This window comes from Pseudomonas sp. Leaf127, from assembly GCF_001423155.1.
GTDB lineage: Bacteria > Pseudomonadota > Gammaproteobacteria > Pseudomonadales > Pseudomonadaceae > Aquipseudomonas > Aquipseudomonas ovata.
This window is the reverse complement of sequence record NZ_LMOA01000008.1, coordinates 37,866-63,493: the sequence shown is the minus strand read 5'-3', so window position 1 is coordinate 63,493 and position 25,628 is coordinate 37,866. Positions and strand designations below refer to the sequence as shown.

At 61.7% G+C, this 25,628-nt stretch carries 19 protein-coding genes and 1 pseudogene; 10 read left to right on the top strand and 10 right to left on the bottom strand.

The features are described from left to right. Window positions 1-28: 28 nt before the first annotated feature. From ASF84_RS07365 to ASF84_RS07340, 6 genes are all read right to left on the bottom strand, one after another. Window positions 29-1,678 carry a cyclic peptide export ABC transporter gene (locus ASF84_RS07365; RefSeq protein ID WP_056836772.1) on the bottom strand — a complete coding sequence of 550 codons (1,650 nt, stop codon included), beginning with the start codon at window positions 1,676-1,678 and terminating at the stop codon, window positions 29-31. A 17-nt stretch (window positions 1,679-1,695) separates the two neighbouring features. Next, complete coding sequence (locus tag ASF84_RS07360) at window positions 1,696-3,021, bottom strand: lysine N(6)-hydroxylase/L-ornithine N(5)-oxygenase family protein (protein ID WP_056836770.1); 1,326 nt, start codon at window positions 3,019-3,021, stop codon at window positions 1,696-1,698. Continuing rightward, entirely contained in the window at window positions 3,018-4,085 is a 1,068-nt protein-coding gene (locus ASF84_RS07355; protein ID WP_056836768.1) for a GNAT family N-acetyltransferase, read from the bottom strand. The genes ASF84_RS07360 and ASF84_RS07355 overlap by 4 nt, the downstream gene beginning before the upstream one ends. Before the next feature lie 142 nt (window positions 4,086-4,227). Next, the gene (gene pvdO / locus ASF84_RS07350; RefSeq protein ID WP_177339456.1) at window positions 4,228-5,085 is read right to left on the bottom strand and encodes a dihydropyoverdine dehydrogenase; all 858 of its coding nucleotides are present in this window, start codon (window positions 5,083-5,085) and stop codon (window positions 4,228-4,230) included. A 54-nt stretch (window positions 5,086-5,139) separates the two neighbouring features. Beyond that, on the bottom strand, window positions 5,140-6,348 hold the full coding sequence (locus tag ASF84_RS07345) for a DUF1624 domain-containing protein (protein WP_056836766.1): 1,209 nt from the start codon (window positions 6,346-6,348) through the stop codon (window positions 5,140-5,142). A 15-nt stretch (window positions 6,349-6,363) separates the two neighbouring features. After that, on the bottom strand, window positions 6,364-7,722 hold the full coding sequence (locus ASF84_RS07340; RefSeq protein WP_056836764.1) for a dipeptidase: 1,359 nt from the start codon (window positions 7,720-7,722) through the stop codon (window positions 6,364-6,366). 199 nt (window positions 7,723-7,921) lie between these two features. Here ASF84_RS07340 and ASF84_RS07335 point away from each other — a divergent pair, with 199 nt between their 5' ends. Then, complete coding sequence (locus tag ASF84_RS07335; RefSeq protein WP_056836762.1) at window positions 7,922-9,046, top strand: cupin-like domain-containing protein; 1,125 nt, start codon at window positions 7,922-7,924, stop codon at window positions 9,044-9,046. A 5-nt stretch (window positions 9,047-9,051) separates the two neighbouring features. On the opposite strand, the gene azu is transcribed toward ASF84_RS07335, so the two are convergent. After that, the gene (gene azu / locus ASF84_RS07330) at window positions 9,052-9,501 is read right to left on the bottom strand and encodes an azurin (protein WP_056836760.1); all 450 of its coding nucleotides are present in this window, start codon (window positions 9,499-9,501) and stop codon (window positions 9,052-9,054) included. Between the two features lie 212 nt (window positions 9,502-9,713). On the opposite strand from azu, the gene pvdP reads away from it, so the two are divergent. Next, on the top strand, window positions 9,714-11,327 hold the full coding sequence (gene pvdP / locus ASF84_RS07325; RefSeq protein WP_156684170.1) for a pyoverdine maturation tyrosinase PvdP: 1,614 nt from the start codon (window positions 9,714-9,716) through the stop codon (window positions 11,325-11,327). Window position 11,328: 1 nt separating this feature from the next. Here pvdP and ASF84_RS07320 read toward each other — a convergent pair whose 3' ends face one another. Next, entirely contained in the window at window positions 11,329-12,333 is a 1,005-nt protein-coding gene (locus ASF84_RS07320; protein WP_056836795.1) for a FecR family protein, read from the bottom strand. A 145-nt stretch (window positions 12,334-12,478) separates the two neighbouring features. On the opposite strand from ASF84_RS07320, the gene ASF84_RS07315 reads away from it, so the two are divergent. The 6 genes from ASF84_RS07315 (at window position 12,479) to ASF84_RS07290 (ending at window position 20,621) form a co-directional block, all read left to right on the top strand. Beyond that, complete coding sequence (locus ASF84_RS07315; RefSeq protein WP_056836758.1) at window positions 12,479-12,967, top strand: sigma-70 family RNA polymerase sigma factor; 489 nt, start codon at window positions 12,479-12,481, stop codon at window positions 12,965-12,967. 85 nt (window positions 12,968-13,052) lie between these two features. Continuing rightward, a complete protein-coding gene (pvdQ, locus tag ASF84_RS07310) occupies window positions 13,053-15,326 on the top strand; it encodes a bifunctional acylase PvdQ (protein WP_177339455.1) in 2,274 nt (757 codons plus the stop codon). Between the two features lie 423 nt (window positions 15,327-15,749). Beyond that, the gene (locus ASF84_RS07305; RefSeq protein ID WP_056836756.1) at window positions 15,750-16,592 is read left to right on the top strand and encodes an IclR family transcriptional regulator; all 843 of its coding nucleotides are present in this window, start codon (window positions 15,750-15,752) and stop codon (window positions 16,590-16,592) included. 143 nt (window positions 16,593-16,735) lie between these two features. Continuing rightward, window positions 16,736-18,127, top strand: a complete 1,392-nt coding sequence (locus ASF84_RS07300) for an MFS transporter (RefSeq protein WP_056836753.1) — start codon at window positions 16,736-16,738, stop codon at window positions 18,125-18,127. A gap of 132 nt (window positions 18,128-18,259) precedes the next feature. Further along, on the top strand, window positions 18,260-19,189 hold the full coding sequence (locus ASF84_RS07295; protein ID WP_056836751.1) for a dihydrodipicolinate synthase family protein: 930 nt from the start codon (window positions 18,260-18,262) through the stop codon (window positions 19,187-19,189). 184 nt (window positions 19,190-19,373) lie between these two features. Continuing rightward, window positions 19,374-20,621: an OprD family porin gene (locus ASF84_RS07290; protein WP_056836749.1), complete on the top strand. Its 1,248-nt coding sequence runs from the start codon at window positions 19,374-19,376 to the stop codon at window positions 20,619-20,621. Window positions 20,622-20,739: 118 nt separating this feature from the next. Here the strand turns inward: ASF84_RS07290 and ASF84_RS30160 are convergent, their stop codons facing one another. Both ASF84_RS30160 and ASF84_RS30155 read right to left on the bottom strand, forming a co-directional pair. Next, entirely contained in the window at window positions 20,740-21,582 is an 843-nt protein-coding gene (locus ASF84_RS30160; RefSeq protein ID WP_421957943.1) for a methyl-accepting chemotaxis protein, read from the bottom strand. Window positions 21,583-21,594: 12 nt separating this feature from the next. Beyond that, window positions 21,595-22,416, bottom strand: a pseudogene (locus ASF84_RS30155) (cache domain-containing protein); the annotation flags it as partial. A gap of 714 nt (window positions 22,417-23,130) precedes the next feature. Here ASF84_RS30155 and ASF84_RS07275 point away from each other — a divergent pair. Together ASF84_RS07275 and ASF84_RS07270 are read left to right on the top strand one after the other, a co-directional pair. Next, complete coding sequence (locus ASF84_RS07275) at window positions 23,131-24,228, top strand: carboxynorspermidine decarboxylase (RefSeq protein ID WP_056836746.1); 1,098 nt, start codon at window positions 23,131-23,133, stop codon at window positions 24,226-24,228. A gap of 28 nt (window positions 24,229-24,256) precedes the next feature. Then, a complete protein-coding gene (locus ASF84_RS07270; protein WP_056836744.1) occupies window positions 24,257-25,501 on the top strand; it encodes a saccharopine dehydrogenase family protein in 1,245 nt (414 codons plus the stop codon). Window positions 25,502-25,628 lie beyond the last annotated feature (127 nt).

The following is a 25,628-nucleotide window of genomic DNA, read 5'->3' as shown; positions in this document are numbered from 1 at the left end:
GAAAACCGGAATCTGCACGTTGAATTATTCAAGCCAGCGACGCTTCGCAATGAACCTTGCCCGCTTCCATTTTGACCAACTGGTCGGCGATGTCGAAATAGCGGTCGTCGTGGCTGATGACGATGATGGTCTTGCCCAGCCGTTTAAGGTCCGGCAGCAGCTCGGTGTAGAAAATACGCCGGAAGGTAGGGTCCTGATCGGCCGCCCATTCGTCGAACACCAGCACCGGGCGACCTTCCAGCCACGCGCTGAGCAATGCCAGGCGCTTGCGTTGCCCGGTGGACAGGTCAGTGGTGCTGAACGCGCCATCGCGAATGGTGACCTTGTGGCCGATCTCCAGGCGTTGCAAGTAGCGTTCGGCCTCCCTGGGCACATCGCCGCCGCCCTGAACCAGTTCGTCGAACAGGTAATAGTCGGCAAAGACCGTGGTAAACAGCTGGCGGTAGTCGTCCCTGTTCTGGGCGACGATGGGCTGGCCGTCCAGGAGGATTTCGCCCTTCTGTGGAGCGTAGAGCCCCAGCAGCACCTTGATCAGTGTGGTTTTACCACAGCCGTTCTCGCCAACAATAAAGACGATCTCGCCTTGTTCGATGCGCAGGTTGACGGGGCCCAGGCGGAAGGGCTCGCTGCCTTGTACTGCAGGAAAGGCATATTGCACATCACGCAGTTCCAGGCTTTCCAGGGTCAGTCTCTTGGAACCTTTGTCTTCAAGCAACAGGTGAGGCTCCGGTGAGGAGAACTTTTCGGACAGTTCGGCGATACGGCGGAACGCGATCTGCGCACGGCTGATAATGGGCAGTGTGCCGATCAGATGTTCCAGCGGGCCCTTCATATAAAGCAGCACCAGCACGAAGCCACTCATGACGCTTTTATCGGCATTGGGCCAGTAAGCCTGGAAGGCCAGGGCCAGGCCGATGACGACAAAGAACAGCATCGAACCAAAGGTCTTGGCCACCACGAAAATATTGATGGCACGGATTTGCAGGTCACGAATATGGTTGGCGGTGCCCTGGATTCGCTGCTCGAACATCCGGTGTCGACGCGGTCGGTGGATGCGCAGTTCTTTGGCGCCTTCCGAGACCGCGCCGTAGTACTTCTGCAGTTCGTCCTCGGTTTCCCGGGCGGCCAGAAAGTTCTTGATGCCGTGGCTACGCGCGAAGTACTGCACCGTAGTCCCTATCGCGATGGCGACCACCATCAACAGGAACATCTGCCAGGACAGCATGGCCAGGTAACCCAGGCAACCGAGCGTTACTGTCAGCGAGATCGCCAATGGCGCGAAAGCGAAAGCAAAATCGCTGATGGTGCCGACATCATGGGTCAATACCGGAATCAGCCGATGGGTACGGTAGCGCTCTATCTGTTCGATCGGGGCAGACATGACTTTTTCACCGAGCGTCTTGCGCAGCCCGACGACAATATTTTGCCCCACATAGTTGCTGCCGATATCAGACACGATCGAACTGAGCAGCGCCATCAGGCACAAGCCGGCGAAGCTCAGGACGATGCCTTGAGTCATACCGCTGTCAGAGTGCAGTACCTTGTTGATCGTGGCCAGCAGGGTGGTGATGCTCAGCCCCCCCACCATGCCCAGAACGATCGAGAGCGTCACGATCGGCCAGAAAGGTTTGAGCAGCGTCATCAGTTCGCGAATGGCGCCGCGGGTTGGCTGGGACATAAACAATTCCTGCTGGGTCAGGCGCTGATCAGCGTGGCGGCCTGAGACTCGTGGGTGAGGGGCTGGATTTTCAGGGCCTGGTACAGCGCCTTGCCAATTTCTTCACTGCGCATGGGCAAGACCGAAAGCAGGGTGTCGCTCAGGCCATGTGAGGTTTCACAGAAGCCTTGCAGGAACACCGGTGCCAGTAATGTGGGCGAGGCCAGGGCACGGTAGTCGCGGTCCACTTCAAAGCCATCGAGGTGGCTTTCCAGCGATGCCAGCAGCGAACGATGGGAGCGGCGTTCATAGCCGGTCGCGAGGATGATGGCGTCGTAGCGATGGGTTCGTTGTTGGTGGGTGGCCAGGTCGCGCAGGGTCAGTTCGATGCCTTGATCGCTTGTGTGAACCGTCTCGACCTGTTGCCGGCACAGCACGGCGTGGCGGTACTGATGGGCCACTTTCTGGCGATAAAGAATGCCGTAGATGCGCTCGATCAGTTCCGGGTCGACCACTGAGTAGTTGGTATTGTGGTATTCCCTGATCAGCTTTTCGCGATCTTGCGGGGTTTGCCTGAATACCAGATCGGTGTATTGCGGGGCGAAGATTTCGTTGACGAATGCGCTGTCGTCGGCAGGCTTGAGCGCTGTACCGCGCAGGATCATCTCGACCTTGACCGAGGGGAAGCTGTCGTTGAGGTCGATGAACGCTTCTGCTGCGCTTTGCCCGGAACCAATGATTGCAATACGCATCGGCTGGCCTTCACTGCACGGCAGCTGACGCAGGCTGCTCAGGTAGGTCGAATGGTGGAAGACCCGTGGGTCGTCCTTGCAAGGTGCGAAGGCGTCGGGGATTTTCGGTGAGCCGCCGGTGCTGATCACCACCGAGCGGGCATGGCGTACCTGCTCCTGGCCGTTGCCGGTTTTCGAGGTCAGCTTGAGGTGGTGAATGACGCCGTTGTCGAAGGCCGGCTCGATGCGCGTGACTTCTTCGCCATACGCGGCCTGATCGGCAAACTGCTCGGCCACCCAGCCCAGGTAATCATTGAACTCGAGGCGGCAGGGATAGAAGGTGCCCAGGTTGACGAAATCGACCAGGCGATCCTGCTGTTTGAGGTAGTTGACGAAACTGTACGGGCTGGTCGGATTGCGCAGCGAGACCAGGTCCTTGAGAAAGGAAATCTGCAATTCGCTCTGCGACGACAGGGTATCGCCATGCCAGCGGTAATGGGCCTGCTTGTCGATGAACAAGGCATCGAGCGCCTTTCCGTTAAGCTGGGCAAGCTCCTCCAGCGCAATGGCCAGGGCCAGGTTGGAAGGGCCGAAACCGACGCCGATGACATCATGAATAGTCGCAGAGCTCATACCTTGAATCCTTCCTTCGGTGGTTTGACGCTGTCCAGGGGCTGGTACAGCCGCTCGGAAAAGAAGCGCTCACGGGAGAGCATCACCAGCAGTGCGCGCTTGTGGGGAAAGTCGAAATGCTTGACCTTGGCGAAGCCGCTGCGGTCGAAATTGGCGATCTGTCGTTGGTTGTCGTGACGCGGTTCGCAGACAATGCGCTGGGTGCGCGGATCATCGAGAAACAGGTAATGGCAGATCGACGAGCACCAGGCGGTGTAGAACGCCTTGCCGCGAAATGCCTCTTCGCCGACCAGCAGGTGCAGGCCGCGGTCGTAATCGTCAACGTCATAGAAGGGCGAGATACGGTCTTCCCTGGCCCAGTAGACCTCGAAGTAGCCAAACGCCTGGCCATCGAAGCGGCCGATCACAGGCACTGTATGGGGATCGTCCAACTGTTTTTGCAGGTAGGCACGATGCTGCTCCAGGCTGCCTTGCTCCTCCCAGAAGTGCGCCACGCGCGGGCTGTTCATCCAGCGATTGAAGGCGGGCAGGTCGCGCTCGGGATCGGCTTGCTGGAACGTCAGCGTCTGGCCCAGCCAGGGAATATGGCGGCTATAAAGCACGTCGCCCGACGCTACCGGGCGCAAGGGATGGCGTTTGCCTTCGCTCAGCACGAACTGCTGCGGTGCCACGCCAAACGAGGCTTTGCCTGACCACGGGCGTGGGTACTGCCAGAACGCCTCGGCGTCACAGGTGACACCTTCGTGCCCCGCCTGCCTGAGCAGTCCGTCGGCGATCAGGGCGGCAGTCGTGGTCGGGGGCAACCGGGTCAGGGTAATACGGATCGGTAAGGGCGCGCGCGTGAACGCAGCTTCCAGAGCGGCGAGCAAGGCGTGTTGCTCAAGGCCTGGTTCCAGATGACTGACCTGGCCGCTCAGGGTCTGTCCGGTTGTCGGGTGCAGTGCGATCCTGAGTTGCACCCTCGCGTCGAGCAGTACCACGAGTTCGTGCGGGTCATGCCGGACGCGCAGTTGTCGGTCAGGGTAGAGGCTGGCAAGGACCGGAAGGTCGCAGTGGATATTCATCAAGGCATTCCGCGCTTCAGAGGCTATAGCTGTGAAACGAAAAAGCGAGTGGGGGATTTAGACGCGCCGGTCACCCTCCTGGGGATTTCGATCGTGCAAAAGCGCCTGCTCAGGGGCAGGCGCTTTTGTGCTGCACAGAGATTCAGAGCGCCCTGGCAACCCTGAACCCCAGGAAGTCTCCGCGGGTGGTTTTCAGTCGGTCGTTACGATTGGCCGAGCGCGAGAAAATCGGCGGCTCACCCCAGTCGTTGCCACGCATATGCGCACTCTCGCATTCCCCGCCCTCGATCCACGCGCTGCCATCGGCAGGCGCACCGACATAATCCTTGTGCCAGCAGTCGGCAACCCACTCATACACATTGCCGTGCGCGTCATACACGCCAAAGGCATTGGGCGGGTAGCTGCCGACCGGCGCGCTGTAGGTGTAGCCATCCCTGGGCCCATAGGTGTTGGCGTGTTGGCTGATCTGGTACTCGCCTTCCTTGTCGAACGCAAACGGGAAGGGGCCGGTCGAGCCTGCCCGGGCGGCGTATTCACGCTCGGCTTCACTGACCATGCGGTACGGCTTGCCGGTTTGCTGCGCCAGCCACTTGGCGTAGCCCTGGACTTCTTCAAAGTCGACACACACCGCCGGTTGCCTCGGCGCCTGCTGGTAGCTGGGCTTGCTGGCTTCGCACCAGCGACCGGGGCGTTTATCGCCGCTCTTTATGACGACGCCACTGGCCTTGATCCAGGCGTCCAGCTCGCCGGCGGTGACCTGGAAGCGGCTGATGGCGAACGGCCTGGCAAAGGTCACGGTGTGTTGCGGGCCTTCATCGGGTTGGCGACCCACTTCGTCGTCCGGTGCGCCCATGACATAACTGCCGGCCGGCAGCACCACCATTTCCGGGCAGTCCTTGCAGTCCTTGAAAACAGTACCGGGTGGTTTTTCTTCGGCGGCAACGCCAGTCAGCGATAACGCCAGGCAAGCGCTTGAGCACAACAGGGTGAGTGATTTCATGGAGACCTCGGTAAAAATGAATCGGCAGTGCGCACCGGCCGTACGAATGTGAACTCAGAAGTACCTCAGCCAGGCAATGTCCCTGCGCCGCTGCTTGAGGCGTGCGAACCAGGCCGTTGGAAAGAACAGCGCAACGCTCAGCAGCGCGCTGCACAGCCAGATACCGGACAGGGTATCGAAGCCGTAGTAACGACCCATGTTCGGCCCCAGGGTGTGCAGTACAGCCAGGTAGATGAGCTTGAGGGTGTACAGGTGCAGCAGGTAGAAAAACATCGGCGCGCCGCCATAGATGGCCATGATCCTGACCGCCCGACTGTCCTGGTACTTTTCCAGCAAGGCCAGGGTGGCCAGGCCGAAAGCCAGCGAGGGCAGCAGGTACAGCAGCGACGGCGGGTACTTGGTGGCGCTCTTGAAGCTCTTGAGTGTCTCGATCAGTTCGCCGGTATGCACCCAGGGCTTTTCGCCGTAGCCGTTCAGGTAGCGCAGGGCGACAAAGGCGGCGAACAGCACGGCCGCGCACCTGAGCAGAATCGAAATACGCTGTCGGGACTCGATGTGGGAGCCATACAGGGGACCGGCGGCGTAGCCCAGGATGATGACCCCGAACCAGGGCAGCAGCGGATAACTGGTGAAGATTGCCGGGAAATGCGTGAACTCGAACGAGGCCCGCTCATGCAGCATGGCCCAGGGCAGATAGAGGGCCGACTGATGATCGACGGCGAGGCCATCGAGCAGGTTGTGCCCGGCGATGATCGCAATGCCCAGCAGCCACAGCACAGGCCTGGGCACCCGCAGCAGGCAGGCCAGGACAATCATGCTCACGCCAATGCACCAGATCACTTGCAGGTCCAGGGACCTTGCCGGAAATTCGCCGCTCCAGGCGAAATCCACCAGGGTGACCTCCAGCACAATCAGAAACAGTCCGCGCTTGAACAAGAAGGCGCTGGTGTCCTTCAGGCCATGCGACTGGCTGTACAGCCAGGCCGACAGGCCGGTCAGGAACACGAACAGCGGCGCACAGGGCTCGGTAATCATCCGGGTCAGGTACAGGCCCAGCGGCGTGTGGTAGTCCACCGGGTCGGCGACTTCATGCTGCAGAAAGAACGTCTCGCGCACATGATCGACCAGCATGGCCAGCAGGATGATGCCGCGCAGGGCATCGATCGACGCCAATCGGGTGCGTGCCACCCACCGGGCGCCTGCATCGACCGCCGCATGACCTGGCGCAGCGCTGCCGGTGCCGGTCTGGAGTGAAAGGCTCATGGGTCGTCCTCCAGGTTACTGGCTGGCTGCGGCGGGCTTTTGGCTGCCCGCTTGCTGCACCTGCTCCCACACCCGCAGGAAATTGCCGCCCCACAACTTGGCAATGTCTTGCTCCGAATAGCCACGCTGGATCAGTTCGGCGGTCACGTTGCGTGTATCGCCCACGTTCTCCCAGCCGATGACGCCGCCGCCGTCGTTGAAGTCCGAGCTGATGCCCACATGGTCAATACCGATCTTCTTCACGGCGTACTCGATGGCGTCGCCAAAGTCCTTGAGCATGGCGCGTGGGTCTTCGTCGAGGATGGCGTACAGGGCGCCGGCGTATTCGCCGAACTTTTTCTCCGGCCAGATGGAAAAAACCGGGTCGGCCGGCATGCTGGCCTGGGACAGGTTCTGCACCTTGGGCAGGCCGAAGCCGGCGCGCATCTGGTTGATCTTGTCCAGCGTCTCATCGGAAAACGGCTTGAGATACGACGAAAACCCCGGGATCTGCACCACGCCACCGGTGTCGCGGATCAGCCGCAGCTCCTTGTCGGTGAGGTTGCGTTGCAGGTCCACCAGGCCCCGGACGCTGGAGTGCGAAGCGATGATGGGTGCACGGCTCAGTTGCACGACCTGCTCCAGGGCCTGGCTGGACATGTGCGATACGTCGATCACCACGCCCAGGTCGTTGAGGCGCTGCACGGCCTGGCGGCCCAGTGGCGAGAGGCCGCCGTGCTCGTCCGGCGAATCACCGAAGAACGGCATGGGCCGCGACGAGTCGGCCCAGGCGTTGTTGGCCACATAGCTGAAGCCGAAGATGCGCATGCCGCGTGCGGCCCAGTCGTCCAGGGCCGCGACATCGTCGCCCAGCGGGTAGGCGTTGAGCATGCTGATCACGATGGCGAACTTGCCCTCATGGGCCAGGCGCTTGAAGTCGGCCGGTGTGTAGGCGATGCCGGCCTGGTTGGGAAAGTCGCGGGCGATGCCGGTGATGATGCGGTAGCGGGTTTCCAGCTCATGGCGGGCGGCTTCGACAAAACCCGGCGTCGGCCGGTGCGGGCCGTTGGCGCCGTTCCAGAATTCCGGCCAGGCCCAGAGCGTCAGTGCCGCGCCACTGAGGCGCCCGCGTGCGGCCTTGACCAGGTCGAACTGGGTCCGGCCATCCTTGTTGGCTTCGTTGCCGGCCCTGCCAAAGGTGGGCTGGATATCGATATGGCTGTCGAACGAGAGAATGCGTTCCTGTATCTCGTTGGCGCGCAGCGTAACCTGCGATGGGTAGGGCTGCAGGCGGCCAATGAACAGCCACCAGGCCAGCGCGGCGGCAGCCACCAGTGCAGCCACTGTCACGAGGCTCAAGATCAGCCATTTCCTGGCGGCGCGACTCATGCTCATCAAACTCCCGGGCGTTATCGGCGTGTACCGGCGAGCGGCCGGTGGTTGGGAGGAATAACGAATCAGGCGCGGCGCAATTTAATCGGGGGCGGCTGTCGATAATTTCAGCGCGGCGCCATCCGTTTACAGGGCATGGGATGTGCCGTCGCGTAAGCAATACGCGGCAGGCACTTGATCAGGTGCTCAGATGAGGTGACGTATGGATGTGCTCGCGGTATTGACCCGCTTGTTTGCCGGTGCGCAGGCGGTGGGCGCGCAGGGTGTGTTCCAGTTCGATTTCGGCCAGGGCCAGGCGGTGTGGGCGCAAGTGAATGACACGCTGGAGGTGCGCCCGGGCCGGCATGCAGCCGCCGATGTCACCATTGCGGTGGACGCGCAGGCCTTTGCCGGCATCCTGCAAGGCACCCAGGACGTCGAGGAGCTGTTTGCCAATGGCCGGCTGAAAATCGACGGGCAGATGGGGCTGGCAACCTTGTTGCCGCAGATCATCAGCGCGGCCCGGCGTGGTACGACCGTCGAGCAGCCGGCGGCGAAAATGAACCAGCGTTATCCGGCGCGCGAGCGGGCCAGTGATCGGCTGTCGGCGGCACAGCCGGTGCTGTCCGGCATCGAGCGACGCTCGCTTGGCAGCCTGTCGGTGGAGGATTTTCGCCGTGACTATCTGCCGTATGGCACGCCGGTCATTCTCAGCGATGCCTTGCAGGACTGGCCGTTCTTCAACATGAGCCGCGAAGAGTCGATCATCCATTTCGCCGAGTTGAAGGGCATTACCCGACACGGCGACTACGCGCAGAAGACCTTCTCGACCGATCGCGACTTTCGCTCGACCTCCATTGCCGGGTTCATCGAATCGCTGGAGCGCCCCCGCGCACCGGGCGAGCCTGCGCCGTACATGGGCAACAACCTGATGCCGGCGCAACTGCTGGAGCTGATCCGTTTTCCGCACTACTTCGAGCGTTCGCTGTACATCAAGCCGCGTATCTGGATCGGTCCCAGGGGGACGCTCACCCCACTGCATCGTGATGACTCGGACAACCTGTTCGCCCAGGTCTGGGGGCAGAAATCGTTCATCCTGGCGGCGCCGCATCATCGCGAGGCGCTGGGCACCTGGTCGACCTCCGAGGGCGGCGGGCTGGAGGGCTGTGATGTGAATCCCGACCAGCCGGACTATGAAGCGTACCCGGCCGCCCGCGAGGTAGTGTTCCACCGCATTGTGCTTGAGGCAGGAGACCTGTTGTTCCTGCCCGAGGGCTGGTTCCATCAGGTCGAGTCGGTGTCGACGTCGCTGTCGGTCAACTTCTGGGTCAACTCCGGGCGCGGGTAGGCGGGTCAGGCCCCGAACTTCAAGCGACCTTTCATCAGCACCGCGTGGGCCGGGAATGAGCAGAAGAACTGATAGTCTGCGTCGGCTTTCAGCTTCGCGGTGTCGAAGGTCACGCTGTCCTGCTCGCCACCGCCGAGCAATCGGGTGTGAGCAATGACACGGGTGTCAGCGGTCTTCAGATAGCCGTTCTCGACCCCGGCAGCACTGCCTTCGTCCAGGATCGCCTGCATGTCGTCGGTCTTGCTGAGAATCCAGTTATGCCCCATGACTTCCTTGGGCATCTCGCCCGGATGCTTGAGGGTGACGGTAAAGGTCTTGCAGCTTGCCGGCACGATGATTTCGTTTTTGTCGAACGTCATCTGGTCGGTGCCATGAATCTCGGTGGTGCAGTCTGCTGCCGACCAGGCGAAGCCTGGCAGGGTGAGGGAAAGAGCCAAAAGCAAGGCGCGGTGCATGTGATTCTCCAACGGCTGTTCAAAGGTTCTGCAAAGCAGACGAATCAGGCGCCGGTGGTTTTAGGGGCTGTTGCCGTTTCAGCACAGCCGTGATGAGACGGCAACAGACCCCTGGTCTGCGCGGCATGGCGCGACGGCATAAATTTCGATGCCGGCCGTTCGTTCTTGGGGCAGGCGCTCTGACCAGAGAGCGGACAAGCGGATGGGTCTAGATGAAGTGTTCTCGGCGGGGATTGCTCGCAGGTGCAGCAGCCGTGGCAGCCACGGCGGGTGGGATTGGCTTGCCGGTTCTGGGCTACCAGCGCTATCAGGCGGCCGAAGAGGCGGCGCTGGTCGAGGAGCCCACCATCGTCCCGCCCACCCTGGGGCAAAGCCTGCTGGCCGGGCGCCTGGTCGGGATCTGGGATTTTCGTCTGCTCGATGGCCAGCAGGGGTTTGCCGAGCTGGCTGGTGAAGGACTGGAGCTGTTGCTGGACGTCGGTCCGTCGGGACGGGCATTGCGTGGGCATCTGGGGCGCCGACCGTTCAAGGCCGGCGGCTTTGAGCTCTTTGGCGATCTGGACACCGGCAAGGCGCCTAACCTGCGCTGGAAACTGGCGGACCGGCAGGGGCGGGCCTACGAATGCTCGGCCATCTTCGACGAGGTCTGGGGCATCTGGAGCACCGGCGGCGGCCAGGCGACACTCAGCGGTGCCTTGCGCCTGCGCGGCAGTCAGGTAGGGGCGTCCACGGTACAGGCGCGTTTCGTGGCCGTCCGGCGGCCTTTCATCCAGGCCCGTGAACGCCTGCCTTACACAGCTGACCTGCACGCCTGGCTGATCTCTCCCGAGCACCGGCTTTATCACCAGCTCTGGCACGCGACGCGTGATCGCTGGCACCGGCTCAATGCCGAGCACCAACAGGCCTTGCGCGGGCTGGGCTGGCAGCCGGGGCCGCTTGGCCAGGAGCGCGATGCGCGGGGCAAGCACCGCCACACCAACGGCTCCGGCGAGGACTTCCTGTACATGCACCGCGGCATGCTGGGGCACGCGCGCAGCTTCCAGGATTTGAAAGCGTGGCAGTCCTTTCCGCCGCCCCGGCCTTTTATCGGGCACGGTATTCAGCCTTTTGTGGATTACCTGGAAAACCATGACGGCTACTCGGTGCCGCCGGCCTGGGAATCGCAGGGCGACGATGCCTTCAACCAGTGGCTGCGCGATGTCAAAAGCAGCGAGGGCTACTACGGCAACTTTCAGGTCTGGGAAGCGCAGTACCAGAATCCCGAGTACCTGAGCACGATCTGCCTGGGCGAACTGGGCAGTCGTATCGAACTGGGCCTGCATGACTGGCTGCACATGTGCTGGGCGGCGGTGGGGCGTGACCCGAACAGCCAGTACCCGATGATCTATGACCGCCCGGCCGACGATTTTTCCGAGCGCTGGTTTCGCGCAGAAAACGACTATCTGGCCGATGCCTTTTCCTCGCACGTCAACCCGGTGTTCTGGGCGTTTCACGGCTGGATCGATGACCGTATCGAGGACTGGTTCGAGGCCCATGAACAGGTGCATCCGGGCGAGGTGCGACGCGCCGAGGTCGGCGGCGTGCACTGGTTTGCCAAGGGCCGCTGGGTCGAGGTCGATCAGCCCTGGCTCGGCCCCGCCGAGGCTGGCTGCGGGGCCTGGGGACGCAGTAATGGCGGCGGCGGTGGCGAGCTGGACGTCGAGACCATGAAGCTGGCGCTGCGCGTCATTCGCGCCAGTGAACAGGAAATGGAGCGCCTTTCCGGGCGCATCCCGCGCCGCCCCTGGTACGGCCGCTACCTGCCACCCGGTCCCGGCAAGGCGTGACTCAGCCGGCCTTGCGCCGGATCACCGTCTCACCCTCGTTATTACGACTCAGCACCACCGGCAACACCTTGGGCAGCGCCTGCACCAGGCCGGCGATGTCATGGGTGTTGTAGATGCCGCCGATGCGCAGTTGCGCGGTGGCGGCATCGGCAATGTGCACAGGCGTGTCGAGGTAGCGGTTGATCTGCGGCAGGGCATCGGCCAGGGTCAGGTTGTCGAGCACCAGCTTGCCGTTGCGCCAGGCCATTGTGTTATCCAGCGAAGCGGCGCTGACCTGGGGGTCGATGCTGGCGGGGTCATAGCGTGCCTGCATGCCCGGTGACAGGTAAGCCACCCGGTCGCGCTCGGCCTTGTCGCCCAGCACCCTGACCGAACCTTCGGCCAGGGTCACAATCACCGAATCCTTGTAGGTCCAAACGTTGAATTGCGTGCCGGTGACCTGGATCTGGCCCCTGCCGGCATTGACCATGAACGGGTGCGCCGCATCGTGCTGCACCTTGAAGAAGGCTTCGCCCTGGCTCAGGGTCACGCTGCGCTGATCCTTGTAATTGCTGTAGGACAGCCGCGTGCCAAGGTTCATCTGCACATGCGAGCCATCGGCCAGGGTCACGTTCCGGGTGGCCGTTTCGCTCTCGAAGCGCTGGTAACTGTCCGCAATCCAGCCCTGGTTCCAGCCGATCAGCCCGGCCAGCGGCAGGGTGAAGGCCAGTACGGCGGCGGCCATCAGCGGGCGCCGGGTGGCGCGTCGAGGCAGGCGGACCGCACGGGGAGCGACCAACACCGGCGCCGTTGAGGCCGATGTGACCACGGGCAGAAATTCGCTGATGTCCCAGATCTCCAGCATGGCATCGAATTCACGCTGGTGGGCCGGGTCGCTGTTCAGCCACTGCTCCAGGTGCATGCGTTCGGTTGCGGAAAAGTCCGGTTCATGCAGGCGCATGCACCAGTGCGCCGCTTCATCGCTGAGGCGGTCATCGGGCGCGGGCGGAGGCGTTTGGCTGGGCATCGGCATTACCGGTTGAACTGCGTTTTTCCTGGGGTTACTGCATGAAATTCTTTTTATGCGGATGAGAATTATATACAGTTAGCCCCTGTTTAACAGGGCATCTGAGTGTCAAGGATCCGGTACACGGTTTCCTGACGGAGTGAACATGGAACAGTACTATCAAGGCCTGCTGGGTTACCTGACGATCAAATTGCGTGACCGCAATCTGGCGGCGGATGTGGCTCACGACGCTTACCTGAAAGTGCTGGAAAGCCCGCGCCTCGACACGCTCGAATACCCTAAGGCATTTCTTTATCGCACCGCAATCAACCTCTGCGTGGATGCCTTTCGCCGGGGCGTGGTGCGCAACAGCGAGTCGCTGGTCGATATCACGGCCGAAGAAAGCCCGCAGACGCAAAGCCCCCACGCCACGCTGTATCAGCTGCAGCGGGCCGAGCTGGTCATGGCGGCGCTGGATGAGCTGTCCGACAAGTGCCGCCAGGCCTTCCTGCTGCGCAAGCTGGACGGTCTGTGCCATGACGAGATTGCCGAGGTGATGGGCATTTCCAAGGCCATGGTCGAGAAACACATCGTCAATGCCATGAAGCACTGCCGTGTCCGGGTCTCGGAGATGGAGCGTCTGTCGCCGTCTTAAATTCCGGCTGTGCCCGTACGTCCCTCCTGCACCCCCCTCCATGGCGCCCGTTCCGGCCGCTCAATGATCTGCAAGAGGTATTCAGGTGCGTCGAAGTCTTCTGGCCAGTGCCCTGGCCGCGCTGCTGCTGTCTCAGGCGGGTTGCGCCCGCGATGCCTTGCACAGCGGCGAAACCGAAATCCGCTGGACCGCCTTTGGCATCCCTCATATCAAGGCCCATGACGAGCGTGGCCTGGGCTATGGCGTGGGCTATGCCTATGCCCGCGACAACCTGTGCCTGCTCAGCGACGAGGTGCTGACCGCCCGTGGCGAGCGCTCGCGCTTTCTGGGTCGTGACGGGCAGTCGAGCGCACGGCTGGGCAATGTGCAGTCAGACCTGTTCTTTACCTGGCTCAACAACGACAAGGCGGTCGACGCCTACTGGCAGGCGCAGCCAGAGCCGGTCAAGCAACTGCTGGGCGGCTATGTCGCCGGCTTCAACCGCTACCTGAGCGAGAAGGGCGCGCCCAAGGCCTGCCAGGGTGCCGAGTGGGTGCGGCCATTGCACGAGACCGACATGGTGCGGCTGATCCACCGGCTGATGGTCGAGGGCGGCATCGGCCGCTTTGCCGAGCCGCTGCTGGCCGCCGCGCCGCCGACGTCACGGGCCGCACAAAGCGCAAGCATCGATCCTGCGCGTGTATTGGGTTCTGTCTATGAGCGCGGCAGCAACGCCGTAGCGGTGGGCGGCGAGCGCACCGAGAATGGCCGTGGCCGGCTGCTGGCCAACCCGCATTTTCCATGGTTCGGCGCACTGCGTTTCTATCAGATGCACCTGACCATTCCCGGCAAGCTGGACGTGATGGGCGCGTCCCTGACCGGCCTGCCGGTGATCAACATCGGCTTCAACCGGCAACTGGCCTGGACCCACACCGTGGACACCTCCGGGCACTTCACCCTGCGCAAGCTGGCCCTGGACCCGAAGGATCCGCTGTACTACGTGGTCGACGGCAAACGTTATCCATTGCAGCGGCGTGAGGTGCAGATCCAGGTCCGTGAAGCCGACGGCACGCTGACCACCCGCAAACAGGTGATCCATGAATCGCGCTACGGCCCGCTGATCAAGTGGCCGGGCGTGGCCGACTGGGATCGCCAGAACGCCTACGCCTTCCAGGACGCGAACCTGGCCAACACCCGCGCCGTGGAGCAGTGGTACGCGATGAATCGCGCCACCAGCGTCATCGAACTGCGCGATGTGGTGCAGCGCATTCAGGGCATTCCGTGGGTCAACACCCTGGCCGCCGATCGGCAGGGGCAGGCGGCTTATATGAACGTCTCGGTGGTGCCCAACGTGGCGCTGTCGCAACTGAAAGACTGCATCGTGCCCGCCTTGCAGGCGCAGGGCCTGCCGGGGCTGGACGGTAGCCGCAGCGCCTGTGACTGGCAGAATGCCGAAGGCGCCGTACAACCGGGCATCGTGCCGGGCGCGCAACTGCCGGTGCTGCTGCGCAAGGATTTTGTGCAGAACTCCAACGACAGCGCCTGGCTGGCCAATCCGGCCCAGCCGCTGACCGGCTTCTCGCCGCTGGTCAGCCGCGAAGGCTCGCCACTGGGCCTGCGGGCGCGCTTTGCCCTCACGCAACTGAGCGGCCTGGGCCAGGCGCCGATCAGCGAGGCGTTCCTGCGCGGGCTGGTGACCGGCAACCGGGTGCATGCCGCCGACCTGCTGCTTGATGACCTGCTGCAATGGTGCGGCAAGCTCAAGGGCGACAGCGAATTGCAGCGCGCCTGCATCGCCCTGCACGGTTGGGACCGCAGCGCCGGCGTCGACGCCTCACGCGGCTGGCTGTATTTCCAGGCCTTCGCCAGGCAGTTCCAGGCCCAGGGCAAGGGCTGGCGCCAGCCGTTCGATGCACAAGACCCGCAACACACCCCGCGCGGCATCGCCTGGCAACAGCCGGAGGTTTCCCGTGCCGTGGCTGAGATGCTGCGCAAGGCGGTCGCGCAGGTCGATGCCCTCAAGCTGCCCGCCAGTATCACCTGGGGCCAGGTGCAGGTGGCCGAGCGTAACGGCAAGGCCATTGCGGTGCCGGGCGGTGACGGGCACCTGGGCATCTATAACGCCATGCAGAGCACGCCGCAGAAAGACGGCACGCTCAAGGTCGTCAGCGGCAGCAGCTATATCCAGCTGGTGAGCTTTGACGATCAGGGGCCGGTGGCGCAGGGGCTGTTGTCGTTCTCGCAATCGAGCGACCCGGCCTCGCCGCACTACGCCGACCAGACCGAACTGTTCTCGCGCCAGCAGTGGCAGCCGCTGCCGTTCAATGAAAAACAGATCGAGGCCGACCCGACTCTGGAGACTGTGCGCTTGAAGGAATAATCGCTCAATGCCGTGACAGAACTGAAAAGGCCCGGAATCCTCATCACAGAAGATTTCGGGCCTTTTCATTGATACACCGGCTTGCATGGCCCAGTAGGAGCGCGCTTGCCCGCGACCGAGTGCGCTAGCACTCGCAAAATCTACGAAACGCTGAAAATTTACGACTGCTAACGCAGCCGGTCGCGGGCAAGCGCGCTCCTACGGGTGATCCATGTTAAATATATAAAAATCAAAGAGTTAGTTAAGTTTTAACTTAGAAGCAGAGCCAAAAAGAATCCCGCCAATACGCCTTCATATATTCAAACAGAATATAAAAGCCAAAATCAGCAAGATAAATCGAATAGGACACGCATCGGCAAACTGGTATTCTATATAAGAGAAAAATATTTCGCAATCCGAAAAAACAAAAAAGGTGCGAAGAACATGTTGAAGAGCGACAAATCCCTCACGGCTTCGCTAAAAGAGCCGGACGACAAGAAGTTGCGCAGCACCGTCCAGTCCCTGGCCAAGGGCTTTCGAGTTCTGGAAGCTTTTTCGGCGGACAACGAAGAACTGACCCTGAGCCAGATTGCGGCCGCTGCCGACCTTGATCCCGGCACCACCTTTCGCATGCTCAATACCCTGGTCGAGCTGGGCTATGTGTCCCGCATTCCGGAAAGCCGCCGCTTCGCCCTGACCCTCAAGGTGCTTGACCTGGGCTTTCATGCCATCGCCCGTACCGACCTGCGCAGCATCGTGCGCCCGATCCTGCGCGGCCTGGTCGGCGAGACCAACGAGGCCGCCAGCTTTGCCGTGCTGCAAGGCGCCGATGTGCTGTACCTGGAGCGGGTCCGCGCCGGCATCACCCGGCTAGGCGTCGATATCCGCGTCGGCACCACGGTGCCGGCCACGCAGACGGCCATCGGCCAGTCGATCCTCGCGTTTCTGCCTGAAAAGGAAGTGGACAAGGTCCGGCAACTCACGCCCCTGACCCCGTTCATCATGAAACCCCATGCCAGCGAGCTGGCGCTGCCCGAGCTGCTGGGCCGCGTCCGCGCCGATGGCCACATCCTCACCGAATCGCTGTTCACCGACGGCCTGCGCATCCTGGCCGTACCGGTACTGGATATCGACGGTTATCCGGTCGGCGCGATCAGCATTGCCGCGCCGACCGTGCGTTGTTCGGCCGAAGAGCTGCGCGAGCGGGCCTTGTCCTCGACGCTGGAAGCGGCCGTTGCCATTGGCAAGGCACTGGAAGCCAACGGCAGTATCGGACCGACGTTATAAGCCAATAACTAAAGACTGAATAACCAGAGGGCAAGTTGCCTGTTCAACTTGCCCGCCGTTCTCAAACACTTTCAAGCACTGTGCGTGTTGCACGGCAGGCCCGCGCACGCCCGATAATCCGAACAACAAGAAGAGGAAGTGCCATGTTGATGCAGCACGTAGAAACGGCGCCATTGACCGAAGGAGGAAAGAGCCAGGCCAATATCAGCGCCCGCCTGGAACGCCTGCCAATTACCCGGCAAGTGTTCTGGGCGCGAAACATTATTGGTGCCGCCACGTTCTTTGATGGTTATACCGTGATCGCCATTGCCTATGCGATGCCGGTACTGGCCAAGGAGTGGAGCCTGAGTGCCACGCAGATCGGCATGATTCTGTCGGCAGGCTATCTGGGGCAGTTGTTTGGCGCGGTGTTCTTCGGCTGGCTGGCCGAGCGCATCGGGCGCATGAAAGTGCTGACCTTTACCATCCTGTTGTTCGTGGCAATGGATGTGGCCTGCCTGTTCGCCTCCGGCGCGGTCGCGATGATGGCCTTCCGGTTCTTGCAGGGCATCGGCACCGGCGGCGAGGTGCCGGTCGCCAGTGCCTATGTCAACGAGCTGATCGGCTCGAAAAAGCGCGGGCGGTTCTTCCTGCTTTATGAAGTGATGTTTCTGCTCGGACTGGTCGGGGCCGGGATCATCGGCTACCTGCTGGTGCCGGTCTATGGCTGGAAGGCCATGTTTGCGGTCGGGCTGGTGCCGGCGATGCTGCTGATTCCACTGCGTTTCTTTCTGTTCGAATCGCCGCGCTGGCTGGCCTCCAAGGGCCGCCTGGACGAGGCCGACCGCATTGTCACGCGTCTTGAAGACAGCGCCATCAAGTCCGGCAAGACCCTGACCCCGCCGGTCGAAGTGCCACCGATCCAGAAGCCGGGTGCCGTGCAGGGCTGGAAGGAGCTGTTTCGCGGCATGTACTTCAAGCGCTCGCTGGTGATCTGGAGCATGTGGTTCGGCGCCTACATGGTCGCCAACGGCCTGATCACCTGGCTGCCGACGCTGTACCGGCAGCATTTCAACCTGCCGCTGGACACCAGCCTGGCCTACGGCTTCATGACCTCGGCGGCCGGCGTGGTGGCGGCGATCATCTGTGCCTTGCTGATCGACAAGGTCGGGCGGCGGCGCTGGTACATCGGCGCGCTGTTCCTGGGCGCCGTGCCGCTGGCGGCCCTGGCCCTGACCGGCGCGACCACACCGCTGCAGATCCTGCTGCTGGCCGGGCTGGGCTACGCGCTGATCCAGACCGTGACCTTCTCGCTGTACCTGTACTCGGCCGAACTCTACCCGACCCGCTTGCGGGCGCTGGGCACCGGGGTCGGCAGTGCCTGGCTGCGCCTGGGCTCGGCGGCAGGCCCGCTGGTGGTCGGTTTGGCAGTGTCCGGGGCGGGCGTGCATTACGTGTTCGGTGTCTTTGCGGTCGTGCTGTTATTGACCGGTATCGTCACCGCCTTGTTTGCCATTGAAACCAAAGGACGGATGCTCGAAGAACTGTCGCCGTAACTTCAATAACCCGATAAACCGCTGTCCGTTACACCCCAACTTACCCATTCACTTCAGAGCGTGCCGTTGTGCATGTTCTGCGCCCCTGCACGCGTCAGTTGTGGACATTTGAACCCAAAAAGAGGAACTACCATGAGCACCAAGAACACCATCGATCTGCGCGGTCTGGTCCCGGCACCCGTGACCCCTTTTACCCGCGATGGCCAGGTCGACTACGACGCCATCCAGAAACTGGGTGCGTGGCTGGGCAGTTTCGACGGCGTCAAAGGGCTGGTCGTGCTGGGCCATGCCGGTGAAGGCACCTTCCTGACCCAGGCCGAACAGGCCCGGGTGATCCAGGCCTTCAAGGAGTCGGTGGGCGGTCGCCTGCCGATCATTGCCGGCATCACCGGCGAAGGCACCCAGGTGGCGGCCGCTGAAGCGGTGCGTGCGGTCGAGGCTGGCGCCTCGGCGGGCCTGGTGTACCCGTCCCACGGCTGGCTGCGTTTCGGCTACCAGAAGGGCGCCGCGCAGGATCGCTACAAGGCGATCTACGAACACAGCGGCCTGCCGCTGATCCTGTTCCAGTACCCGGATGTCACCAAGGCCACCTACGACCTGGAAACCCAACTGGACATCGCCAAACAGCCGGGCGTGTTCGCCATGAAAAACGGCGTGCGCAACATGCGTCGCTGGGACACCGAGATCCCGGTGGTGCGCCGTGAAGTGCCGGACCTGCAGATCCTCACCTGCCACGACGAATACCTGCTGCACACCATGTTCGACGTCGACGGTGCCCTGGTCGGCTATGGCGGCCTGACGCCCGAGCCGTTGATCGAGCTGATCGAAGCCGGCAAGCGCAAGGACTACCCGGCCGCCCGCGCCCTGCATGATCGTCTGCTGCCGGTGACCCGCACTGTCTACCATCGCGGCTCGCACATGGAAGGCACCGTGGCTCTCAAGCATGGCCTGGTCGCCCGCGGCATTCTGGAGCACGCCACCGTGCGCTCGCCGCTGCTGCCGCTGGCCGAAGGCGCCGACCGTGAAATCGCCGACGCGCTGCGCGCCGCCGGCCTGGTCTGACCCCGGGGGCTGCGCCGCAATGGCGCAGCCCATCCCCGTGTTCTAACCCAGACAAGGCTCCCTGTTCCTGGAGCCTTGCCACTGATTCCTGATGCCATTGTCGATCCAGGTTTTCCGGGACGGCGATCGGCTGCCTGGACATCACTGATCGAGCGAGCCCCTCAATAAAAACAACAAGGGAGTCATGGTCTTGAAAGCACTTACCGCCCAAACAACCGGCGCACTGTTATTCACCTCGGTCTTGCTGCACGCCCCGGTGCACGCCCAGGGTTTTATCGATGACAGTCGTGCCAGCCTCAACCTCAGAAACTTCTTCTTCGAGCGCAACTTCACCGCGCCCGGCGCGGCGCAAAGCGAAGCGCGGGAGTGGACCCAGAGTTTCATTCTTGACGCACGCTCGGGCTTTACCACCGGTACTGTTGGCTTTGGTGTCGACGTGCTGGGCAAGTACGCGGTCAAGCTGGACGGCGGTGCCGGCCGCTACAACGCGTTGTTATTGCCGCGCGACGGCGATGGCGACCCGGCCGGCAGTTTTGGTCGCCTGGGTGTCGCGCTCAAGGCACGGATCTCGGCCACGGAACTGAAAGTCGGCGAATGGATGCCCAACCTGCCGCTGGTCACCGCCGACGACTTTCGCGCCTTGCCGCAAACCTTCAGGGGCGCGCAATTAGCGTCCGAAGACATCAGGCACTGGACGCTGTACGCCGGCGAGTTCAGCAAGACCAGCCTGCGCAATGACTCTTCTATGGAAGACCTGGCCTATGCCGGCGTGCAGAGCGATGGCTTTCGCTACCTGGGCGGCGACTACCGCAGCGAATCGAAGAACACCACCGTGCGCCTGTGGGCCGGTGAGCTCAAGGACATCTATCAGCAGCAGTACGCCGGCCTGATCCAGCGCTGGTCACTGGCCGAAGGCATCACCCTGAACGCCAACCTCGGCCACTTTCGCGGCAAGGACGACGGCAGCGCCAGAGCCGGGCAACTGGACAACCACACCATCTCCTTGATGCTGGGGCTGGGCATGCGCCAGCACACCTTCAGTGTCGGCCTGCAACAGGTGGGCGGTGACACGGGCTGGATGAGAATCACCGGCAGCGGCGGCATTTACCTGGCCAATAACACCTTCAACCATGCGTTCGACAACCCGAAGGAAAAATCCTGGCAACTGCGCTATGACCTGGACTTTGCCGGCTACGGTGTGCCGGGCTTGAGCCTGATGACGCGCTACGTGAAGGGCCGCGATGTACAGCTGCGCAATGTCGACGATGGCGGCGAGTGGGTGCGTGAGTCCGAGTTGGGGTATGTGGTGCAGGGTGGGACGTTCAAGAGCCTGTCGCTGCGCTGGCGCAATTCGAGCGTGCGCCGGGATTTCAATGCCACCGATTATGATGAGAATCGGGTGATAGTGAGTTACCCGATCAGGTTTCTGTGAGGCGTGTGCAGCGCTGCTGTCCGGTTGTGGGCTGCCCAGGCGCGCTGGCGTGAGCAAGTAGACTTCCACCAGGCCCCGGGGTTGTCGCCAGGCCTGACAACCCCGGGCCTTTTGTCAATCAGACCTTGAAGCGCTTGACCAGGACGCTCAACTCTTGCGACAGCTCGTCGAGTTGCCCGCACAACGCATTGTTACGTGCAGTAATGGTCTGGGTCTGCTTGATGTGTTGACTGATCTGGGACAGGCTTTGATTGACTTCGCTGCCAATGCTCGACTGTTCTTCGGCCGCCGTCGCGATCTGGTTGTTCATGCCGTTGATCTCGGAAACGGCACTGCTGACCCCTTCGAGAATCTTTACCGTACCGCTGACTTTTTCTACGGCCGCTTCGCTGCCCGTGAGGCTGCCCTGCATGGTGATGACCGCCGTTCGCGCCCCTTGCTGCAGTTGGCTGATCTTGGTCTGGATCTCCTCGGTGCTTTGCTGGGTACGTTGCGCCAGGGAGCGCACCTCATCCGCCACAACGGCAAAGCCGCGCCCCTGTTCGCCGGCACGGGCGGCTTCAATCGCCGCGTTCAGGGCCAGCAGGTTGGTTTGCTGGGCTATGCCTCGAATGACATCGAGAATCGAGCCGATGGACTCCACATCACTGCCCAGATTCTGGATATCCAGCGCTGCGGTTCTGATGCCGGCTGCCAGATCACCGATGGCAATGATGGTCTGGCCCACATTGGCTTGCATGCTCTGGGCCTGATCGTCGGTCTCTCGTGTGGTTTGTGCGGCACTTTGTGCCGACTGCGCGACGTTGTGCGTGGCCAGGGCCATCTGTTCCATGGCGTGATTGACCTGATCGGCATCCTCGGCCTGGCGTACCAGTGCGTCGGCTGCGTGTTGAGTGCTGTGCCCAAGCTGGGCATTGTGCTCTTCAAGTAACTGCGCGCACCGTGCCAGGCTCAGGATCATTTCACGGATCTTGCCCACGAAACTGTTGAAGGCGCCTGCCAGTTGGGCCGTTTCTTCATTTCCATCGACCGGCAACTGCCGGGTCAGGTCACCTTCCACCGACGCCAGTGATTGCAGGTTCAGTGTCAACAGTTTGATGGGCTTGACGATACTGCGGGCGACATACGCCGCGACCAGGCTCAGCAGCACCAGCAAGACGGCAATGATGCTCCATTGTTTCCAGCGCAAGACCTGCATGGCTTTTTGTTGTTGCCGGACCTGCTCGTCAATCAAGGTGTCGACGCCGTCCACGTAAAAGCCCGCGCCAACCGTCCAGTTCCATTTGTCCAGGTAGCGGCTGTAGGACAACTTCGGGTAGGCCGTGCTGTCATCACCGGGCCTTGGAAAGTAGTAGGTGACAAAGCCGCCACCGTTCTTGGCGGCGCCAATCAACTCACGGATCAGGTAAACACCGTGTGTGTCGCGCAGGTCCCAGAAGTTCTTGCCTTCGTCCTTGCCGGCCAGGAACACCCTGTCGCCATTGTCGGTATAGCCGAAGTAATAACCGTCCTTGCCATAGCGCAGGTCGCGCAGGCGACGGCGTGCCTCTTCCTTGACCTCGGGCGACATGGCATCCGGTCCTTCATACAACGGTTTGATCGTGCTGTAGGCGATGTCCAGATAACTGAGCAACTCGTCCTTGCGTGTCTTGATCAGGGCATCACGTGTTTCCCGGGCGCTTTGCTCAGTCAATACCTGCAGTTCGGAGAGGGCCAATAACTGAATGATCAAGGCCAGCAACAGCGCGGGAATAACAGAGAGCAATAAAACCTTGTCGCGAATTTTCCATTTCATGAACAACCCTTACTTATCGATGGGTGCTCTCATCCTGAGTCAGCGCTGTTGAGCGGGGCTGTTGTCACAGTCGATCAGGCAGACGTGCGCACCAGAAAAAGGCGATTTGACGATTTCAGATCAAAAACCAGCAGCGCTTGAATCACTGTTTACTGTGCGACACGTTGAAGCAGACGGGCGTCGGCGCTCTGTAACCCGACTTCATGGACCGAGGTCGGGTCAGGCGGCGGGCCGATGGAATCACGGGGCGTCGCCACATTGAAGACGGTCTTTCAAGTGCGCGGCGGAGTATGTCATTTCCGTGGAATTGTTATACGGCGATCATGCGTTGCGCTGCATAAAACAGGCCTGGCCCGGACAGGAATATTCTCCAGGCACTGTCCTCGAAAGGCTCATCACACTCGCCAAGTGATAGCCGCCGGTCTTTTTGCCGGGCCTGATGAAGCCGTTTCCAGCCGCCGGCCAGCGCGCGAACGTGCGCCGCCATCAGGCACATGGGTCGCCCTGCAGGCCTCTGGCAGGCTGCTTATCAAGAAAATGTCACATTATTGTCATCTTCCGGCGCCATGCTCGGCGCCATTGCCGTAATGGCACGCGATGGACGAAATGTGCTCAATGGACTTTCGGTCGACGTCGGTTATCGGCACAATTCGCGTCCGCTTTTTTCAGGAGGTTCGCGGACTCCTGTTGGCCGACCTTTAATACGGAAGCGAAATGATCAAGACGCCGTACTACCTTATCGACAAACAGAAGCTGCTGAGCAACCTGGAAAAGATCGCCTACGTGCGCGAACACTCAGGCGCCAAGGCGCTGCTGGCGCTCAAGTGCTTTGCCACCTGGTCGGTGTTCGACCTGATGCAGCAGTACATGGACGGCACCACCTCCAGCTCCCTGTACGAGCTCAAGCTGGGCAAGCAGAAGTTCGACGGCGAGACCCATGCCTACAGCGTGGCCTGGGCCGACGATGAAATCGAAGAAATGATCGCCAATTGCGACAAGATCATCTTCAACTCCATCGGCCAGCTCGAGCGCTTTGCCGAGGCCACCACCGGCACCATCCGTGGCCTGCGCGTCAACCCGCAAGTGAGCAGCTCCGACTATCTGTTGGCCGACCCGGCGCGCCCGTTCAGCCGCCTGGGCGAGTGGGACCCGGTGAAGATCGGCGCGGTGATGGACAAGATCTCCGGCTTCATGTTTCACAACAACTGCGAGAACGGCGACTTCGACCTGTTTGACCAGATGCTGACCACCATCGAAGAACGCTTCGGTGAACTGCTGCACCAGGTTACGTGGGTCAGCCTCGGTGGCGGCATTCACTTCACCGGCGAAGGCTATGCGCTGGACAAGTTCTGCGCGCGACTGAAAGGCTTCTCCGAGAAATACGGCGTGCAGGTGTACCTGGAGCCGGGCGAGGCAGCCATCACCAACAGCGCCACGCTGGAAGTGACCGTGCTCGACACCCTCTACAACGGCAAGCACCTGGCCGTGGTCGACAGCTCCATCGAAGCGCACCTGCTGGACCTGCTGATCTACCGCCTCAACGCCAAGCTGGCCCCCAGCGACGGTGAACACACCTACATGGTGTGCGGCAAGTCGTGCCTGGCCGGGGATATCTTCGGCGAGTATCAATTCGATCGTCCGTTGGCCATCGGTGACCGCCTGTCGTTCCTCGACACCGCCGGCTACACCATGGTCAAGAAAAACTGGTTCAACGGCCTGAAAATGCCATCCATCGCCGTCAAGCAACTCGACGGCAGCATCGAAGTTGTGCGTGAGTTCGGCTTTGAAGACTACTTGTCCAGCCTTTCGTAAGCTGGCGTATTAAGGAGACCTAAAGAAATTGAAGAAGAACGTTCTTATCATTGGTGCAGGAGGTGTCGCCAAGGTGGTGGCCCACAAGTGCGCGCAGCACAACGACGAACTCGGTCGTATTGCCATCGCGTCGCGCAACATCTCCAAATGCCAGGCCATCATCGACAGCGTCAAGGCCAAGGGCAGCCTCAAGCAGCCCGCCGACATCCAGGCCTTCTCGCTCAATGCCCTTGATGTCGAAGCCACCAAGGCCCTGATCCGCGAGACCGAATCGCAGATCGTGATCAACGTGGGCTCCGCGTTCCTGAACATGTCGGTGCTGCGTGCCTGCATCGATACCGGCGTGGCCTACCTGGACACCGCCATCCACGAAGAACCGGGCAAGGTCTGTGAAACGCCGCCCTGGTACGGCAACTACGAGTGGAAACACCTCGAGGAATGCCAGAAGAACAACATCACCGCCATTCTCGGCGTAGGCTTTGACCCGGGTGTGGTCAACGCGTATGCAGCCCTGGCGCAGCAACAGCATTTCGACCGCATTGATTCGATCGACATTCTCGACGTCAATGCCGGTTCCCATGGCAAATATTTCGCCACCAATTTCGATCCGGAAATCAATTTCCGTGAGTTCACCGGACAGGTGTGGAGCTGGCAGAACAGCCAGTGGACCAGCAACACCATGTTCGAAGTCAAGCGCACTGACGACCTGCCGGTCGTGGGCTCGCAAAACCTGTACCTGACCGGTCACGACGAAGTGCATTCGCTGTCCAAGAACCTGGACGTGCCGAACGTGCGCTTCTGGATGAGTTTTGGCGAGCACTACATCAACGTCTTCACGGTGCTGAAAAACCTCGGCCTGCTGTCGGAGCAACCGGTCAAGACCGCCGAAGGCCTGGAAGTCGTGCCGTTGAAAGTGGTCAAGGCCGTGCTGCCTGATCCGTCTTCGCTGGCGCCGGGCTACACCGGCAAGACCTGCATCGGCGACCTGGTCAAGGGCACCAAGGATGGCAAGGCCCGTGAAGTCTTCATCTACAACGTGGCCGACCACGAAGAAGCCTTCGACGAGACCGACAGCCAGGGCATCTCCTACACCGCTGGCGTACCGCCGGTGGCGGCTGCCTTACTGGTGGCCCGTGGCGAGTGGGATGTCAAGCACATGGCCAACGTCGAAGAACTGCCGGCCGAGCCGTTCCTCAAGCTGCTCGACGTGATGGGCCTGCCGACGCGCATCAAGGATGAGCACGGCGACCGTCCGTGGGACCAGCCTGCATAAGGCTGCGCTGCTGGATAAAAAGGACCGCCTCGGCGGTCCTTTTTCATGGTGCCCCCAACGACACTACGGTCATGGTGCCCCAACGACACCACCCAACGACACTACGGTCATGGTGCCGTAGGAGCGC

Bases quoted from the DNA above. Each gene is read 5' to 3' on its own strand.
- ASF84_RS07365 (WP_056836772.1), bottom strand. From the start codon at position 1,678: ATGTCCCAGCCAACCCGCGGCGCCATTCGCGAACTGATGACGCTGCTC.
- ASF84_RS07360 (WP_056836770.1), bottom strand. From the start codon at position 3,021: ATGAGCTCTGCGACTATTCATGATGTCATCGGCGTCGGTTTCGGCCCT.
- ASF84_RS07355 (WP_056836768.1), bottom strand. From the start codon at position 4,085: ATGAATATCCACTGCGACCTTCCGGTCCTTGCCAGCCTCTACCCTGAC.
- pvdO (WP_177339456.1), bottom strand. From the start codon at position 5,085: ATGAAATCACTCACCCTGTTGTGCTCAAGCGCTTGCCTGGCGTTATCG.
- ASF84_RS07345 (WP_056836766.1), bottom strand. From the start codon at position 6,348: ATGAGCCTTTCACTCCAGACCGGCACCGGCAGCGCTGCGCCAGGTCAT.
- ASF84_RS07340 (WP_056836764.1), bottom strand. From the start codon at position 7,722: ATGAGCATGAGTCGCGCCGCCAGGAAATGGCTGATCTTGAGCCTCGTG.
- ASF84_RS07335 (WP_056836762.1), top strand. From the start codon at position 7,922: ATGGATGTGCTCGCGGTATTGACCCGCTTGTTTGCCGGTGCGCAGGCG.
- azu (WP_056836760.1), bottom strand. From the start codon at position 9,501: ATGCACCGCGCCTTGCTTTTGGCTCTTTCCCTCACCCTGCCAGGCTTC.
- pvdP (WP_156684170.1), top strand. From the start codon at position 9,714: ATGAAGTGTTCTCGGCGGGGATTGCTCGCAGGTGCAGCAGCCGTGGCA.
- ASF84_RS07320 (WP_056836795.1), bottom strand. From the start codon at position 12,333: ATGCCCAGCCAAACGCCTCCGCCCGCGCCCGATGACCGCCTCAGCGAT.
- ASF84_RS07315 (WP_056836758.1), top strand. From the start codon at position 12,479: ATGGAACAGTACTATCAAGGCCTGCTGGGTTACCTGACGATCAAATTG.
- ASF84_RS07305 (WP_056836756.1), top strand. From the start codon at position 15,750: ATGTTGAAGAGCGACAAATCCCTCACGGCTTCGCTAAAAGAGCCGGAC.
- ASF84_RS07300 (WP_056836753.1), top strand. From the start codon at position 16,736: ATGTTGATGCAGCACGTAGAAACGGCGCCATTGACCGAAGGAGGAAAG.
- ASF84_RS07295 (WP_056836751.1), top strand. From the start codon at position 18,260: ATGAGCACCAAGAACACCATCGATCTGCGCGGTCTGGTCCCGGCACCC.
- ASF84_RS07290 (WP_056836749.1), top strand. From the start codon at position 19,374: ATGGTCTTGAAAGCACTTACCGCCCAAACAACCGGCGCACTGTTATTC.
- ASF84_RS30160 (WP_421957943.1), bottom strand. From the start codon at position 21,582: ATGATCCTGAGCCTGGCACGGTGCGCGCAGTTACTTGAAGAGCACAAT.
- ASF84_RS07275 (WP_056836746.1), top strand. From the start codon at position 23,131: ATGATCAAGACGCCGTACTACCTTATCGACAAACAGAAGCTGCTGAGC.